This is a genomic window from Nitrobacter winogradskyi Nb-255 (assembly GCF_000012725.1).
In the GTDB taxonomy this organism is placed as follows: Bacteria; Pseudomonadota; Alphaproteobacteria; order Rhizobiales; family Xanthobacteraceae; genus Nitrobacter; species Nitrobacter winogradskyi.
Genome location: NC_007406.1, coordinates 2,488,451 through 2,504,664 on the forward strand (window position 1 = coordinate 2,488,451; position 16,214 = coordinate 2,504,664).

Consider the following 16,214-nt stretch of genomic DNA (forward strand, 5'->3'; position numbering starts at 1 on the left):
TCCCCGGACATGGCTCGGGCCGGCTAAACGAGGCGCGACGCCGCCATCGAGCGGCCCCATGTTATAATGAAACCAATGCCATAGGTTCTTTGTCCCCGGATTATGCGACGGGCGGCGATGGCGCTATGCCGAAAGCGGGGTTATCCTTGGCGGAAGAGATCACCCATTATTTCAAAGGACAGCCCTGCATGTCAGTTTTCTCAGGATCCGCGCCGGTCCTGAAAAGCGCCGGAGGCTCGCGCATTTGAACTCGACGCGTCAGGCGGGACCCGCGCCATCGGCGATGGCGCCGCCCCGGCCGGGTTGCAGGACAAGGTGCGATTCGCGCAGGCCAACTCCCCACAGATCGCTCTCATTATCGAGAAGGACCGAGGTCGTATTTTGATAGTTCAAGCGCCAGCGATCCGGCGTCGGACGGTGGCGATCATTTCCCGGAGGAATCGATGTCCAGCCCTGCCCCCGTCACCGACTGGGTTCACGATTTTGACCATACCGACCCTCGCTGGACCGAAAATCCTTACCCGATCTGGGACGATCTGCGCGCCAGGTGTCCCATCGCTCACACCAACCGCTTTCTCGGGGTCTACCTGCCGACCACCTATGAGGCGGTCAAGGAAATCTCCCGCGACACCGAGCATTTTTCTTCGCGCCGCGTAGTGGTTCGCAATTTCCGCCCGGAGCCGCCGCCGCCGGCGCCGCCGATCACATCGGACCCGCCCGCGCACAAGCACGCCAAGCAGATCCTGCTCCCGCCTTTTGCGCCGGAAGCCGTGGCGAAGCTGAAGCCGAGGATACGCGCGATCTGCAATGAACTGATCGACGGCTTCATAAACGAGAAAGGCTGCGACGCGGCGGCCCGCTATACGCGATACATTCCGACCCGCGCCATCACCATCATGCTGGGCGTCCCGGAAAAGGACGGCGATCTCTTCATCAAGTGGATTCACGAGATACTTGAAGTCGGCCTGAATGATGACGCGGCGGTGATGCAGGCCGTTCGTGAAATGGTCGGCTATTTCGCCGAGCAGATCGAAGCAAGAAAGAAGCACCCGACCGACGACCTGATCGCGACATTGATGAATGCGCGGAGCGAGGACGGGCAACCGCTGACGGATATGCACGTCCAGGGCGCTCTGCGGTTGCTGCTGGTCGCCGGCATCGACACCGCGTGGAGCGCCATCGGCTCCTCGTTGTGGCATCTCGCGCAAACGCCGGCGGATCGCGAGCGTCTCATCGCAGAACCCGAACTGATACCGACCGCCATCGAGGAATTCCTGCGCGCTTTCGCGCCGGCCACATCGGGGCGCGAGGTCATGAAAGAAACCACCGTGAGCGGCTGTCCGATGAAGCCCGGCAACATGGTGCTGCTGTCCTTCCCGGCCGCCAACCGCGACCCGGCTGTCTTTCCCGATGCGGACAAGATCATCATCGACCGCAAGGAGAACCGCCACATCGCTTTCGGCGTCGGCATCCATCGCTGCGTCGGCGCTCACCTTGCCCGCATGGAGATGCTTGTTGCGATCGAGGAGTGGCTCAAACGAATTCCGGAGTTCCGGCTTGATCCGTCGGGCGGGGTGAAGTGGTCCGAGGGCAGCGTGCGCGGCCCACGCCAGCTTCCGCTGCTGCTCGGCAAGGCTTGAAGTCTGATTCGACTGCGCAAAAGAAGGAAGCCAGACGTGCCGCACGAACGTTTCCAGTTTTCGGGATCAGGCGGTCATAAACTCGCCGCCACGCTGGACCTCCCCGACAGCGAGCCTGTGGCCTATGCGCTGTTCGCGCATTGCTTTACCTGCGGCAAGGACGTGCTTGCGGCAAGACGCATCGCCACGGGGCTGACAGGACGAGGGATAGCCGTTCTGCGATTCGACTTCACCGGCCTCGGAGCGAGTGAAGGTGAATTCGCCAACAGCACGTTCTCATCCAATATCGCTGATCTCGTTCTGGCGGCCGACCATTTGCGGCAGACGCGCAAGGCGCCGGCGCTTCTGATCGGCCACAGCCTCGGCGGCGCGGCCGTGCTCGCTGCCGCGGCACGGATTCCCGAAGCAGAAGCGGTGGTGACGATCGCCGCGCCCTCCGATCCCGCACATGTCACGCGCCTGTTCGCCGATCACGTCACCGATATCCACGAGCAAGGCGCGGTCGAGGTGTCCCTCGCCGGCCGCCCGTTTCCGATCAGCCGGCAGTTTCTCGACGATATCGCCGAGCACAACCTGACGGAGCAGATCGCGAACCTGCGAAGGGCGCTGCTGGTCCTGCATTCTCCGACCGACGACATCGTCGGCATCGACAACGCCACCCGCATTTTCGTTGCCGCAAAACATCCCAAAAGCTTCATATCGCTCGCTGGGGCGGATCATCTGCTAAGCGAGAAGCGCGACACCGGCTACGTGGCGGAGGTGATCGCCTCATGGGCGCAGCGCTACCTTGAGCCGCGGCCCGCCAGCGCCGCAGAAAACCCAGAATCGCGCGACGTCGTCGTCCGGGAAACCGGCCGCGGCAAATTTCAGCAGACGGTTACTGTCGGTCCGCATCGGTTGAAGGCCGACGAGCCTATACCGGTCGGCGGCGACGATACCGGACCGGGGCCTTACGATCTCCTGCTTGCGGCGCTCGGCGCCTGCACCTCGATGACCCTGCGACTGTATGCCGAGCGGAAGGCGCTGCCGCTCGATCGCGTCACCGTCAGACTGCGGCACAGCAAGGTTCATGCAAAGGACTGCGCCGAGTGTGAGACCAAAACCGGCACGCTCGATCAGATCGAGCGTGAGATCGCGATGGAAGGAACGCTCGACCCGGATCAGCGGCAGAAACTGATCGATATCGCGGACAAGTGTCCGGTTCACAGAACGCTGACGTCGGAGGTCCGCATCACCACACGCACGGCAAGCCGCTGAACCAGCGTCCGCTCCTGAGCGTTGACCGCGAAGCCGATGCGGCAGCTTAACAGCGTCGCCGCCTCTACTTCTTGTCTTTTGTTGTTCGCCCGGTCCCTAGTCCCGACATGTTGACGAACATATCCTGGAAACGCTCCGCCATCTTGGGATCGAACCAGTCCTTCATGATCGCTTCGGGCGAGAACTTGTCGAGATTCTCCGCCATCTTCTGCTGAAGCTGGTCCATCACGGCATTCTGCATCGGCTGAACGTCCGGAAGTCCCAGAAACTGGCGGGCCTCAAGGGGCGTACACTCAATCTCGATGTTCATCTTCATGGCGCACTCCTGGATAGGCCTCGATAAGCCGATGCGAAACATATCGCCGCGAAAACAGCCGTGGCGCAAGCGCCATGCGAACCACACAGGTTTTAACGAAAGCGCTCCGCGGCAAACGGTCTCGGGTCCGCAAACGGCTCGACGCCCGTCATCATCTCCGCCAGCAGCCGGCCCGTGACCGGGCCCAGGGTCAGACCGTGATGCTGGTGCCCGAAGTTGAACCACAACCCGTCATGGCGGGCCGCCTTTCCGATCACCGGGAGCATATCCGGCATGCACGGACGCCGTCCCATCCAGGGCGTGGCCTCGATCGCCTCTCCGAGGGGAAACAATTCCCGCGCCAGAGGCAACGTTCGTTCGATCTGCACGGGAGTCGGAGGCGCATCGCGCCGCGCGAACTCCGCGCCGGTCGTGAGGCGAATGCCCTGATTCATCGGCGCCAGCAGATAGCCGCGATCCGAATCGAGAACCGGACGATTGAGAACCGCATTGCCGCGTGGGGCCAAATGCAGGTGATACCCGCGCTTGATGCCGAGCGGCATGTCGTAGCCGAGCGGACGGAAGATATCATCGGACCACGGACCCAGCGCAATCACCGCCTCGCGCCCCATCAGCGCTCCGTTCGGACCCTCGACGCGCCATGCCGCCTGACCTTGCGTCAGCGTGCGCGCGTCAGCCACGATGAAACGCCCGCCTCGACGCACGAACAACGCCGCATAGGCCTTCGTCAGCGCTCCCGGATCCGGAATAAAGCCCGGCGCTGGCCAGTGAATGGCGCCGGCGAACGTTCCGGACAGATTCGGCTCGCGCGCGGCTATCGCCCTGGCGTCGAGAATATCCCCTTCAACCCCATACGGGCGAACGCGTTCGAGGTCAGCGACGCCCTTGTCCAGCGTCGCCGTCGACCGGAACAGCTTGATCCAGCCTGTCCGGCGCAGAAGCTGCGGCACGCCCGCTTCCGCGATCAGGGCCTCATGCTCGGCCAAGCTGCGGCTGATCAGCGGCAGGGCCGCCATCGCGCTGCGAAACGCGCGTTCGGGCGCGGACGCAAAAACATAGCGAATCAACCACGGCAAAAACGCAGGCAGATCGCGGAAGCGATAATGCGCTTCGGGGAAACGGTTCAGCGCATAGCGCAGAACCTGACGCAGATCGTAAGGAAACACATACGGGAAAACCGACGCTGATTCGATCAGGCCCGCGTTTCCGTAGCTCGTCTCCTGGCCCGCCCCGTCGTGCCGGTCGACCAGGATGACATCGCGCCCCCGCTTCTGAAGATGCAGCGCCGCGGAAACGCCGACAATTCCCGCGCCGAGAACCAGAACATCGGATTTGACTAGCGCCACACGAATCTCCGAAGGCAGGACCGTACGGCCTCGCCGAACGTTACGCTTCAAACTTAAGTATTGCGGTTCGGGTGCGCAAACCGTCCCGTTGCGGGTGGCGGTTTGTCAGCCATTATCAACTTGCAAATCTTCAACTTGCCGACAGGCCGGAGCCGCGGCGGCGCGGCATTCCTCGCCTGGATACGTCTCGGTTCGCCCGCGCCGGCCGACAGGCCGACGATGGCTTATGCGAGAGTTATGTCGGTCGCAGCGCTTTCGACTCCATGTCGAATTCGGCGATCTGCCTGCGACGTTCAGACTTGGTGCCGCTAAGGTGATCGGTCGCGATCGCAACATAGACAGCCGGAAGCACGAACAGAGTGAACAGCGTTCCGATCATCATGCCGGCCACGACCACGAGGCCGATCGAGAACCGGCTCGCCGCGCCCGCTCCCGACGCCGTCAGCAGCGGCAGCAGACCTGTAACCATCGCCGCGGTCGTCATCAGGATTGGACGCAGCCTGACCCGCGCCGCTTTCTCGATCGCCGCCCGCTTGTCGAGCTTCTCGTTGATCTGAAGCTCGTTGGCGAATTCGACCATCAGGATGCCGTGCTTGCTGATAAGGCCGATCAGCGTCAGCAGGCCCACCTGGGTATAGATGTTGATCGTCGCGACGCCGAAGAACAGCGGGATCAGCGCGCCGAGAATCGCCATCGGCACGCTGATCATGATGACGAGCGGGTCACGCAGGCTTTCGAACTGCGCCGCCAGCACCAGGAAGATGATGATGAGCGCGAAGCCGAAGGCAATCGCGAGCTGATTGCCTTCCGTGACGTATTGTCGGGCGTCTGCGAGATAATCGTGACTGAAACCCTTCGGCAGATTTTTCGCCTGCTGTTCCAGGAATTCCACGGCCTTGCCCACCGTCACGCCCGGCATCGGCACGGCCTGGAAGGTCGCCGCATTGAGCTGGTTGTAGTGGGTCAGCGCATTGGGATCGGTTTCAGTCTTGATCGAGACCAGCGTGGACAGCGGAATCTGCTGGCCGCCGGCCCCCGGCACGTAATACCCGTCGAGGGATTGCGGCGACAGGCGCTCGCCGCGTGGCACCTGCGGGATCACCTGATAAGAGCGCCCCTGAAGGTTGAACCGGTTCACGTAGTTGCCGCCGAGCAGCGTCGCCAGCGTCCCGCCGAGTTGCTGCATGGTGACGCCGAGATCGTTCGCCTTGGTCCGATCGATAGCGACGCGAACCACCGGCTGGTTATAGTCGAGGTCGCTGTCGGAGACGATGAACAGACCGCTCTTCCGCGCCGCCTCCTTGAGCTTGTTCATTTCCTCATAGACCGTCTGGAAGCTGGATGTGCTGTAGAGCACCATCTGCACCGGCAGACCGCCCGGACCGCCCGGCAGCGGCGGCCGGTTGAAGGCGAAAGCGCTCACGCCCTCTACCTTGCTGATTTCAGCTTGCACCAGCGGCTTGATGGTCATCGCGGAGCGCGTGCGCTCGTCCCACGGTTTCAACAACATGCCGGCGATACCATCGTTGATGCCGTTGGTGCCGTTGATCACAAAGCGCAGGTCGGTCTCGGGGAAACTCGCATATGCCTTGTCGAGCTTGTTACCGTAAAAATCCATGTAGTCGAGGTTGGCGTATTTCGGCGCCTTGATGACCGCGAACACGATGCCCTGATCCTCTTCGGGCGCCAACTCCGTTGAGGTGTTCATGTAAAGAAAGCCGACCAGCCCGAGGAGCGTCACCGCGAACAGCGCCGTCACCGGCCGGTAGTCGAGCGAGCGATCCAGCTTCCGGCCATACCAATCGGTCACCGAACTGAAGATCCTGTCGACCTTCGTGGCGAACCAGCCCTGCCCGCCGTGCTTGAGCAGCACGGAGCACATCATCGGCGACAGTGTCAGCGCGATGACGCCGGAGACGATCACCGCCCCGGCCAGCGTGAAAGCGAATTCGCGAAACAGCGCGCCGGTGAGACCGCCCAGGAAGCCGATCGGCGCATACACCGCGGCCAGCGTGATCGTCATCGAGATGACCGGGCCGACGATTTCGCGCGCGCCCTGCAAGGACGCCTGAACCGCCGACTTACCCTCTTCGAGATGCCGGTGGATGTTCTCCACCACCACGATGGCGTCATCGACCACAAGGCCGATCGCCAGCACCATCGCCAGCAGCGTCAGCAGGTTGAAGCTGAACCCCGCGGCCAGCATCAGCGCGCAAACGCCGATCAGCGACAGCGGAATCGTGACCACCGGGATGATGACCGAACGCAGCGAGGCGAGAAACAGGAAGATCACGACGATAACGATGAGGACCGCCTCGATCAGCGTATTCTGCACCTCATGGATCGAGGAGGTAATGAACTTGGTCGAGTCGTAAGCCACCTTCATCTTCATCGAGGGAGGAAGATTCCGCTCGATGTCCGGAAACAGCGCCCGCACTCCGGCGACGATGTTCAGCGGGTTGCCCTGCGGGGTCGCCTGCACGCCGATGAAGATCGCGCGCTGCCCGCTGAAAGCGACGCTGGCGTTCGTGCTTTGCGCCGCCAGCTCCACCGTGGCGATGTCTTCCATGCGCACGAAGCCGCCGTCCTTGGCCTTCACGGTCATGCGCTTAAACTGCTCGACGCTTTGCAGGTCGGTATTGGTGGTCACGTTGGAGATCGTGTAGTAGCCCTTGGTCTGGCCCGCCGCCGCCTGGAAATTATTGGCGGCGATCGCGATGGCGATTTCGGCGGTGGTCACGTTGCGTCCGGCCATCTTCATCGGATCAAGCCACACCCGCATCGCGAAGGTCTGACCGCCGAGAATGTCGGCCGAAGCCACGCCGTCCACGGTCGAGAGGATGGGCTGCACCACGCGCGTCAGGTAATCGGAAATCGCCGAGCCCGACAGTTCATCGCTCGAGAAGCCGATATACATCACCGCCGTGGTCTCGCCGGTGGACTTCAGGATCACCGGGTCGTTGGCTTCCTTCGGGATCAGATATCTCACCGAATTGACCTTCGACAGAACCTCGGTGAGCGCCGCGTTCGGATCGAAATTCAGCTTGACGTAGACCTTGATCTGGCTCTGGCCCTGTGTCGAGGTGGAAGTGATGTAGTCAACGCCTTCGGCCGACGCGACCGCCTGCTCGATCGGCGTGGTGATAAAGCCCTGCATCAGATCCGGCGACGCGCCCGGATAGATCGTGGTGACGGTGATCACGGTGTTGGACAGCTTCGGATACTGCCGGACCGGCAAGTTGAACGCCGCCGCCAGGCCGATCAGCAGGATCAGCAGGCTGACGACGATCGACAACACCGGCCGCTTGATGAAGATGTCCGTGAATGCCATGAAGGCGCTCCATTGACGCGTGGCTGCTCCGACGAGCGGAGCATGACCGCGAGACGTTCGATCGATGCGGAGCCGCCACGGGGCGGACCCGGCTCTAAAGTCTTTCAGCGCTTCATGGAAACGGTGAAAGACTCCACCTTTATGTTTTGACGCGTTTTCTTCCGGCGAACCGGATTCCACTTCGCTCGAAAACGCTATCGTATCAGTTCAGCGGCGGCTCCGCCGGAATCTGCGGCATCTGATCTTTCGAAATCTCGACCGCGGCGCCCGACTGCAGCTTGAGCTGGCCGACCGCGGCGACCCTGTCGCCGGGCTTGACCCCTTTCTCGATGATCGCGCGGCCATTGATCCGGTCGCCGGTGCGGACAAAGGTGCGCTCGACCGTCAAGCTGGTCTTGCCGTCGTCCTCCTTCTTCTCCTTGATGAGATAGACGGAGTCGCCATACAGCGTGTAATCGACCGCGGTTTCCGGGACCGTGACAGCCGGCGGCTTGTCCGGCAGCACCACGATCACATCGGCGAACATGCCGGGCTTAAGGATGTTGTCCGGGTTGGCGATGGTGGCCTGGACTCGGATATTGCGGGTTTCAGTGGCGATCTGCGGCTCGATGGTGGTGATCTTGCCGTCAAACTCCCTGCCCGGATAGGCATCGACCGACACCCGCACCGTCTGGCCGACCGCAAGCCGTGCGCTGTCCTTTTCAGTCACCGTGAAGTTCGCGAACAGGGTCGACAGATCGGTCAGCGACACGATCGGCGTTCCGGCGTTCAGAAACTGCCCCACTTCCACCTGACGGACGCCGAGCACGCCGTCGAACGGCGCGCGCACCAGCTTCTGCGAAATGATCGCCTCGGTCTTGGCGATGCCCGCATTGGCCTGGTCGAAAGCGGCCTGCGCCTGATCCACCGTCACCTGCGGACCGACCTGACGCGCGGCGAGCTGCTTCGCCCGCTCCAGAGCAAGGCGTGAGACCGTCGCCTGAGCCTTGAAGCTGGCCAGGTCGCCTTGTTCCGGCTTGTCGAACAGTTGAACCAGCGGCGCGCCCTTAACGACACGGCTGCCGGCGGTGAATAAAATCTCGGTAATGCGGCCGTTAACATCCGATGAAACGTTGACCTGATGCACCGCGGCCAGGCTGCCGACCGCCCGCTGCAGATTGGGCAGGACTTCAGATTTGACCTCGACCGCGCTGATCGTCACCGGCGGCGGCTTATTGTTGGCAAAGAACTGCGCGATCATGTGCGCGCGGAAGGCATTGAACCCTACCAGCCCGCCGACCAGCAACGAGAGCAATATTCCCCCGATGATAAACCAGCGCGTCATGCGCACCGGGCGCGTGCGAGGCTTTTCGTTCAGTTCGCGCGGCGGCACCTCTGTCATGTCGCCGGTATCGCCTTCCCTTCTTACCGTCATGTCATGCACTTTCTGCGGCCGACGTTTGGGCGGCGTTGAATACAGGTTCCCGGTCCAGATGCAAGGCAATTGCCGCTGCGTTCAAACCGATCCCCCGAAGAATGAATTCACTAATCTGCCGTTCCAGGTCGGGCCCGCCGCCATATGACAGGGCTGGAACGGAAGGAAGCCTGCTGAGAACCAACATGAGAACCGTATGATGCGCGAACCAGAACAGATTGAGCGGGTCCCGCCCTACCGGCTCGGCATCCCCTTTTGCAATCGCCTGCTCAAGTGAAGCCGTGAAGGCCCCGCCGATCAGATTCCGGATTTTCTCGTACAGCAACCGGGCAAATTCGCCATCATCGAGCTGGCTTGAAACCATGAGGCGCAGGCGCTGCGCTTCCTGCTGATCCGGCGAAGCGGAGACATTCAGGAAATGCCTGACCATGCCGCGAACAAGGATAACGAGCGTCTCCGTTGAGGGCTCGCGATCGAGCAGGCGATGCAGCGCCGGATCCGCCTCGCAAGCTTCAGCCAGAATTTCGGCGTAGAGCGCGGCCTTGGTGGGAAAATGCTTGAACAGCAACGCCTCTGAGATCGATGCGGCAGCCGCAACGCTTCTGGTCGTCGTACCCGCGAACCCGTTGCGTGCGAAACACTGTTTCGCAGCGCTCAAAATCAACTCACGTCGCAGATCGCCGGTCATCCGCAGGCTGCTCATAGCTTTGTGAGTAAGCACTCACTTCAATTTAGTCAAGACGGATGTTGCGTTGCATCAATTGAACTTAAAACCGAAATGATCCGGGAGTCCCCTTTTGGATGCCGGGGAAGCGATGGAATACGACGGCCGGGCGGTTACGGAAAAAGCCCGCGCTTCGCCTTCGCGGACCGCACCTTCTCAACGCCGAGCGTCATCGCCGCGGTCCGATGCGAGATACCGTCCCTTTTCGCGCGCTCGACCATCTGCCCGAAAGCACGATCAAGGATCTGGTATTCGCGGCGCGTCACCTGATCTTCTTCCCAGAACAGTTGCTGCAAACCCTGAACCCATTCGAAGTAGCTGACCACCACGCCGCCGGAATTGCAAAGGATGTCCGGAATCAGGAAAATCTCGTCCTGTCGCGTCTCCAGGATCAGGTCGGCTTCAGGCGTGGTTGGCCCGTTGGCGCCCTCGGCCAGAACGCGGCATTTCAGGTTCTCGGCGACGCGCGCGTCGATCACGCGCTCCACCGCGGCGGGAACGAGCACGTCGCACGGCAGGGTCAGGATCGCCGCTGGATCGTATGAAAGCTGGTTGGAATATCCCGCGAGGCTTCCCTGCGTGCCGGTGTGGCGCAGCAGCCCGGGAATATCCAGGCCCTTGCTGTCATGAAGGGCGCCGGTGTGGTCGCTCACCGCGATGATCCTGACGCCGGAATTGTAAAGCTCGAGCGCCGCCTGGGAACCGACGTTGCCAAAGCCCTGAACGACGGCGGTCGCGCCACCGAACGCGATGTCGCGTTCCTTCATGACGCGGCGGACGAGATGGGCGACGCCGCGGCCCGTGGCCTCGCGACGACCGAGCGTGCCGCCCGTGCTGACAGGCTTGCCGGTGACGATCTCGGTGACGGTGCGCCCCTGATACATGGAATAGGTATCCATGAACCAGGCCATCACCTGCTCGTTCGTACCCATGTCGGGCGCCATCACATCGGTGTGCGGCCCGACGAACGGAATCATCTCCTGCATGTAACGGCGCGACAGTCCCTCCAGTTCACGCATCGAGAGCGACTGCGGATCGACACTGACGCCGCCTTTGGCTCCGCCATAGGGCAATCCGACAAGCGCGCATTTCCAGCTCATCCAGATGGCGAGCGCGGCCACCTCGCCGATATCCACGCACGGCGCGAAGCGCGTGCCGCCCTTGGTCGGGCCCAGCGTGAGGTGATGCTGCACGCGGTACCCCTCGAAAACCGCGATCGATCCGTCGTCGCGATGCACCGGACAGGAAATCGTGATGGCGCGCTTGGGCATCAGGATGCGCTCTCGCTCATCCATCGGGATCGACAGGTGATCAGCGATAACCCCGAACTGCCGAACCGCCATGTCGAAGACCGCGCCCGCATAAACCGTCATCGTTCTCTCCCTGCGTGATCTGGTTCGCGAACCGTGCCAGGCATTGATCTGCTGGATACGTCGCCGAAAGCAAGCCGTCACCATGCCTTCAGGATGGTGAGCCGTCGGTTATGCGCCGTCCAATGATAACATCCATCGCCCCGATAAAGGCTGTAAAAAGTATCGTGTGAAGCCTGTACGTCGACCGATCTCCGCGCGATCGAGGCCGCCATGGTTCGACGGATGCACAGGTTATCGAGCCTGACCATCCGAAGGCGATGTTTCCGCCGGCAGGACTTCAGGCAAGCGCGCGCTTGAGATCGAAAGCGGAATCGGCAGCCTGCTCCGGCGTTATCGAACCGTTCACGGCCAGAAAGCGACGGCCGAAGACGTGATCCGATGCGCGGTTGACCGACTCGATGCCGATCAGATGGCCGCCCTTGTAACAGAACGCGGAGAACGACCCCTGCCCGACGTCGCCACGCACGACGACCTGATCGTAACCGGTCGTCAAACCCGCTATTTGCAGCTTGTCCGGCCCCTGATCACTCCAGAACCACGGAAAACCGTCATAGTTCTTCGCATGACCGGTCAGCCGCGCGGCCACGCAACGCGCCTGATCGGTCGCGTTCTGCACGGATTCGAGCCGCAGCGACGCGCCGAAACGCTCGCTCGCAAACAGCGCGCAGTCACCTATCGCCGAAATGTTCGGGTCGGCGGTGAGCAGATGCTCATCGACGATAATTCCGGAGGCTACCGGCAGGCCCGCCTCCCCCGCCAGTTCGACATTCGGCAAAACGCCGATGCCGACCACCACCAGATCCGCCGCAAGCTGCCTGCCGTCGCTCAAGGCGACGCCTGACACGCGACCTCCGTCTCCGGCGATGCTCGTCGCCTGCACTCCGAAATGAAGGCGAATCCCAGCTTCACTGTGGCGCTGCTGAAAGAACTCCGAGATCTCCGGCGTGACCGCACGCGCCATCACGCGCGGCGCAAGCTCCACGACATCGACTTCGAGCCCCTTCGACCGCGCCGTGGCCGCGAATTCGAGGCCGATAAAACCCGCCCCGACAACCACCACCCGCCGCCGGGTGGTGAAAAGCTGCCGCAGTTTCTCGCTCTCGTCGAGCGATCGTAGATACAGGACATCCTCCAGATCGGCGTTGGGAACGTCGAGCAGGCGGTTGCGCGCGCCCGTCGCCAGGACGAGGTGTTTATAAGGCCGGGATGCACCGGAGGCACACACGAGTTGAAGCGCGCCACGGTCGATGGCGACGGCGCGATCGGCGATCAGTTCGATGTGCTGATCGTGGTAGAACTTCTCCGGCCTGAACATCACCGAATCCGGGCTTCCGCCGCCCTTCAGGTAGGCTTTGGAGAGCGGAGGCCGCTGGTAGGGCAGATGCGGTTCGTCATTGATCAGACCGACAGGCCCCTCGTACCCGGCCTGACGAAGCGAAACGGCAAGTTGAAAGCCGGCATGGCCGGCGCCGACGATCAGAATCGGTGCGTCTCCCATTCGTCAAGTCCACCAGTTCAGGACGGTCTGAACGTCTGTCATATATCGCCTCCAAAGCGTTATCCTTCTGTCGCGGGTGTCGGCCCGCGCGTTTTCTTGCACGAACCCGCCGCCGATTGCCACTCCCGGCGGAACCGCGGTTCACAATCGACCGGGTCATGCGGCACATCGTGTAGGCGGACCCGGCTTGATCGATCCGAAACTGGCCCTCTCACCCGGAGCGACCCCAGATGACAACCCACAATTCCGGCTCTCCCGAAGCTTCAGGGATGTCCAGCGTCGCGCTCGCGCGCATTGATGATCACCTGAAGCGACGATACATCGATGCCGGCCGGTTTCCGGGCACACAGCTGATGGTGTATCGCCGCGGCAGCCTCGTGCACCACTCCGTGCAGGGTTTCGCCGATCTGGAACGCAAGGTGCGGCTGAAGGGCGACGCCATCTTCCGCATCTATTCCATGACCAAGCCGATCACCTCGGTGGCTTTCATGATGCTGGTGGAACAGGGCCTGGTTGCGCTCGACGATCCCGTTCACAGGTATATTCCCGAATGGAAGAACCTTGGCGTGTTCCAGGCGGGCGCCGCGCCTGCTTTCATGACCAGGCCGCCGTCGCGGCCGATGCAGATCGTCGACCTGCTCCGCCACACATCCGGACTGACCTACGGTTTCCAGCAGCGGACCAACGTCGACGCGGCGTATCGCGACAAGCGGATCGGCACGCTCGACCCTGAGGGAACGCTCGCTTCGATGATCGCAGATCTTGCCGGTATTCCGCTGGAATTCTCGCCGGGCGAGGCCTGGAATTACTCGGTCTCCACGGATGTGATCGGCTATCTCATCGGCAGGATCAGCGGCATTCCCTTCGACCGGTACTTGAAAGAGCGCATTTTCGACCCGTTGGAAATGGCCGACACCGGCTTCTTCGTGCCGGCCGGCAAGGCGCACCGGCTCGCGGCCTGCTATAGCGCTGATGCAGGCGGCATGGTGCCGGCCCGTTCGCCGGGTGCGACGAGTGGACTGACGTTGCAGGACGATCCCGCCACCAGCCCGTTTCTCTCCCCGCCCGGCTTCGTCTCGGGAGGCGGCGGCCTGTGCTCGACGGCCACCGACTACCTCACCTTCTGCCGGGCGCTGCTCAACGGCGGTGAACTCGGGGGCGTCAGGCTGATCGGGCCGAAAACGCTGGCGCTGATGACGAGCAATCATCTGCCCGGCAATCGGGACTTGCCGGAGATGTCGCGATCCATGTTCGCGGAGGCGACCTACAGCGGCATCGGCTTCGGACTCGGCTTCGCCGTCACCATCAATCCCGCAAAGACGCTGATAGCCGGAAGTCCCGGCGAATATGCCTGGGGCGGCGTTGCGACGACGTCGTTCTGGATCGATCCGGCGGAAGAGTTGATCGCCATCTTCATGACGCAGGTGATCCCTTCGACCGCCTATCCTGTCCGACGCGAACTTCGCACCATGGTGTATGCGGCCATCACCGACTCCAATCCTTGAGCGACATTGCTTAAGGTACTCAAGCCTCGACGCTTATTTCGTCGTTCACTCACTCGCCGGCCGATGCGAGCGTGCGCTTCGCCGCGATCAGGTGCGGAATGTCATACATCCTGCCCTCGATACCTATCACGCCCGCATCGGGCTGACTGGCGAAGGCGGCGACGACGCGACGGGCGTGCGCCAGATCGGTTTCGGTTGGCGTGAAGCAGGCGTTGATGGTGGCGACCTGATCGGGATGGATCGCGAGCCGCCCGGCAAATCCGTCGCGGCGAGCGACACGGCAACTCTCGGCGAGACCCGCCTGATCCCTGAAATCACTGTACAGCGTATCCAGCGCAACAACGCCGGCCGCGTTGGCGGCGAAAAGACATTGAGCGCGCGCGACCTGATAAGGGAATGTCCAGTCGCCGTTCGGTTCCTTATTGGTCAGCGCGCCCACCGCGGCGCTGAGATCTTCAGCACCCCACGTCATGGCCGCAAGCCTTGAGACTTGCCCTGGACCTTGTGCCGCATACCCGGCGAAGCCAAGCATCGCAGCCGGCGTCTCGGTGACGACGGCGAGCAGCTTCACATGCCCGGTTGGAATGCCCGCGGCCATCTCCAGGACATCGACGTAATGGGATATCTGCCGGATATCCTCAACGCCGTTGACCTTCGGAATCAGGATTCCGTCCAGCCCGGGGCGGACCACCGCCGCGAGATCGGCCAGCGTCAGGCCCGTTCCGAGCGCATTGATCCGCACCAGAAACGTCCAATCCCGGTCAGTCGCGCCACCGAGAAAACTCTTCACCGCCTCGCGCGCGACCTCCTTGCAGCCGGGCGCGACAGAGTCCTCCAGATCGAGCACCAGCGCATCCGCGCCGCAGGTCCCGGCCCGCGCGAACTTGCGATCGCTGTCAGCCGGGACGAAAAGAAGCGAGCGCCATTTCATGCCGGCCTCCGCATCATCAGCGCGTTGCGCCGGCAGAACACCACCTCTTCGTCGCGCTGGTTGTATCCGCGATGCTCGAAAGTGACGATACCCTGTGCTGGACGCGACTTGCTGTCGCGAACCGAAATCACTTTCGATTCCGCGCGCAACGTGTCGCCGGCGAACACCGGATGGGGAAACCTTGTTTCCTCCATGCCGAGGTTTGCGACCGTGGTTCCGAAAGTGGTGTCCTGCACCGAAAGGCCGATGATGAGGCCCAGGGTGAAGATGGAATTGATCAGCGGCTTGCCGAATTCAGTCGATCTGGCGTATTCGTGATCGATGTGCACCGCGGCCGGATTGCAGGTCAGCGAGGAGAACAGAATGTTGTCCATGTCGGTGACGGTTCGCCGAATTTCGTGAACGAACGTCTGCCCGACGGAAAACTGCTCGAAATACAGTCCGCCCATTCGGCTTTTCCTCTCCCCACCCCCGCCATCGGATTGAACGCGCACGACCAATCCGGATCACATCGCGGCCGACAGGGAGTTTGCCATCCGCCACCACTTGCTGCAATGAGCCGGACTTATAGCTTCGGCCCGGCGCTCGGCGACGAGGAGCAGGACTCATCAGGCGTTCGGGCGTCGATCGATCGGATTGAAACGGCGAACAAAACGGCCTCGATATTTTTTCGGCGATGCTCTATAGCGTCCCTGCGACGCATATCCTCGAGCTTGACCCTAGAGCGGGATGAGGAAAAGTGTGTAGCGGCTTTCCGCCCGCATCCCGCTCTAAAATAATGGAATCGATCACGTTTATGGTTTTGGATCGATTCGATCCAAAACCATCGTGATCTAGGATGGATAACCTGCTCGCGTGCAAAAGCGCCTCAGATCAAAA

General features: G+C 62.1%; 13 protein-coding genes. 3 read left to right on the top strand and 10 right to left on the bottom strand.

Annotated elements, in window-relative coordinates; all coding sequences use genetic code 11:
• Positions 1 to 258 precede the first annotated feature (258 nt).
• Entirely contained in the window at positions 259 to 393 is a 135-nt protein-coding gene (locus NWI_RS18480) for a hypothetical protein (protein WP_283805202.1), read from the bottom strand.
• A 50-nt stretch (positions 394 to 443) separates the two neighbouring features.
• Here NWI_RS18480 and NWI_RS11880 point away from each other — a divergent pair, with 50 nt between their 5' ends.
• Together NWI_RS11880 and NWI_RS11885 are read left to right on the top strand one after the other, a co-directional pair.
• Positions 444 to 1,640, top strand: a complete 1,197-nt coding sequence (locus NWI_RS11880) for a cytochrome P450 (RefSeq protein ID WP_011315500.1) — start codon at positions 444 to 446, stop codon at positions 1,638 to 1,640.
• Between the two features lie 36 nt (positions 1,641 to 1,676).
• A complete protein-coding gene (locus tag NWI_RS11885) occupies positions 1,677 to 2,897 on the top strand; it encodes a bifunctional alpha/beta hydrolase/OsmC family protein (protein WP_011315501.1) in 1,221 nt (406 codons plus the stop codon).
• 64 nt (positions 2,898 to 2,961) lie between these two features.
• Here NWI_RS11885 and NWI_RS11890 read toward each other — a convergent pair whose 3' ends face one another.
• The 7 genes from NWI_RS11890 to NWI_RS11920 form a co-directional block, all read right to left on the bottom strand.
• A complete protein-coding gene (locus NWI_RS11890; protein WP_011315502.1) occupies positions 2,962 to 3,213 on the bottom strand; it encodes a DUF6489 family protein in 252 nt (83 codons plus the stop codon).
• Positions 3,214 to 3,305: 92 nt separating this feature from the next.
• Positions 3,306 to 4,559 (bottom strand): NAD(P)/FAD-dependent oxidoreductase, encoded by a 1,254-nt coding sequence (locus NWI_RS11895; RefSeq protein ID WP_011315503.1) that lies wholly within the window; start codon positions 4,557 to 4,559, stop codon positions 3,306 to 3,308.
• Positions 4,560 to 4,794: 235 nt separating this feature from the next.
• Positions 4,795 to 7,890 carry a multidrug efflux RND transporter permease subunit gene (locus NWI_RS11900; RefSeq protein ID WP_011315504.1) on the bottom strand — a complete coding sequence of 1,032 codons (3,096 nt, stop codon included), beginning with the start codon at positions 7,888 to 7,890 and terminating at the stop codon, positions 4,795 to 4,797.
• 202 nt (positions 7,891 to 8,092) lie between these two features.
• Positions 8,093 to 9,304: an efflux RND transporter periplasmic adaptor subunit gene (locus NWI_RS11905; RefSeq protein WP_011315505.1), complete on the bottom strand. Its 1,212-nt coding sequence runs from the start codon at positions 9,302 to 9,304 to the stop codon at positions 8,093 to 8,095.
• Between the two features lies 1 nt (position 9,305).
• A complete protein-coding gene (locus NWI_RS11910; RefSeq protein WP_011315506.1) occupies positions 9,306 to 10,007 on the bottom strand; it encodes a TetR/AcrR family transcriptional regulator in 702 nt (233 codons plus the stop codon).
• A gap of 134 nt (positions 10,008 to 10,141) precedes the next feature.
• The gene (locus NWI_RS11915) at positions 10,142 to 11,401 is read right to left on the bottom strand and encodes a Glu/Leu/Phe/Val family dehydrogenase (protein WP_011315507.1); all 1,260 of its coding nucleotides are present in this window, start codon (positions 11,399 to 11,401) and stop codon (positions 10,142 to 10,144) included.
• Between the two features lie 277 nt (positions 11,402 to 11,678).
• Complete coding sequence (locus NWI_RS11920; protein WP_011315508.1) at positions 11,679 to 12,899, bottom strand: NAD(P)/FAD-dependent oxidoreductase; 1,221 nt, start codon at positions 12,897 to 12,899, stop codon at positions 11,679 to 11,681.
• 230 nt (positions 12,900 to 13,129) lie between these two features.
• On the opposite strand from NWI_RS11920, the gene NWI_RS11925 reads away from it, so the two are divergent.
• Positions 13,130 to 14,404, top strand: a complete 1,275-nt coding sequence (locus tag NWI_RS11925) for a serine hydrolase domain-containing protein (RefSeq protein ID WP_011315509.1) — start codon at positions 13,130 to 13,132, stop codon at positions 14,402 to 14,404.
• A gap of 49 nt (positions 14,405 to 14,453) precedes the next feature.
• On the opposite strand, the gene NWI_RS11930 is transcribed toward NWI_RS11925, so the two are convergent.
• Positions 14,454 to 15,335, bottom strand: a complete 882-nt coding sequence (locus NWI_RS11930; protein WP_011315510.1) for an HpcH/HpaI aldolase/citrate lyase family protein — start codon at positions 15,333 to 15,335, stop codon at positions 14,454 to 14,456.
• On the bottom strand, positions 15,332 to 15,784 hold the full coding sequence (locus tag NWI_RS11935) for a MaoC family dehydratase (protein ID WP_011315511.1): 453 nt from the start codon (positions 15,782 to 15,784) through the stop codon (positions 15,332 to 15,334). The genes NWI_RS11930 and NWI_RS11935 overlap by 4 nt, the downstream gene beginning before the upstream one ends.
• Positions 15,785 to 16,214 lie beyond the last annotated feature (430 nt).

Bases quoted from the DNA above. Each gene is read 5' to 3' on its own strand.
- NWI_RS11915 (WP_011315507.1), bottom strand. From the start codon at position 11,401: ATGACGGTTTATGCGGGCGCGGTCTTCGACATGGCGGTTCGGCAGTTC.
- NWI_RS11900 (WP_011315504.1), bottom strand. From the start codon at position 7,890: ATGGCATTCACGGACATCTTCATCAAGCGGCCGGTGTTGTCGATCGTC.
- NWI_RS11905 (WP_011315505.1), bottom strand. From the start codon at position 9,304: ATGACGGTAAGAAGGGAAGGCGATACCGGCGACATGACAGAGGTGCCG.
- NWI_RS11910 (WP_011315506.1), bottom strand. From the start codon at position 10,007: ATGAGCAGCCTGCGGATGACCGGCGATCTGCGACGTGAGTTGATTTTG.
- NWI_RS11930 (WP_011315510.1), bottom strand. From the start codon at position 15,335: ATGAAATGGCGCTCGCTTCTTTTCGTCCCGGCTGACAGCGATCGCAAG.
- NWI_RS11935 (WP_011315511.1), bottom strand. From the start codon at position 15,784: ATGGGCGGACTGTATTTCGAGCAGTTTTCCGTCGGGCAGACGTTCGTT.
- NWI_RS11880 (WP_011315500.1), top strand. From the start codon at position 444: ATGTCCAGCCCTGCCCCCGTCACCGACTGGGTTCACGATTTTGACCAT.
- NWI_RS11890 (WP_011315502.1), bottom strand. From the start codon at position 3,213: ATGAAGATGAACATCGAGATTGAGTGTACGCCCCTTGAGGCCCGCCAG.
- NWI_RS11925 (WP_011315509.1), top strand. From the start codon at position 13,130: ATGACAACCCACAATTCCGGCTCTCCCGAAGCTTCAGGGATGTCCAGC.
- NWI_RS11920 (WP_011315508.1), bottom strand. From the start codon at position 12,899: ATGGGAGACGCACCGATTCTGATCGTCGGCGCCGGCCATGCCGGCTTT.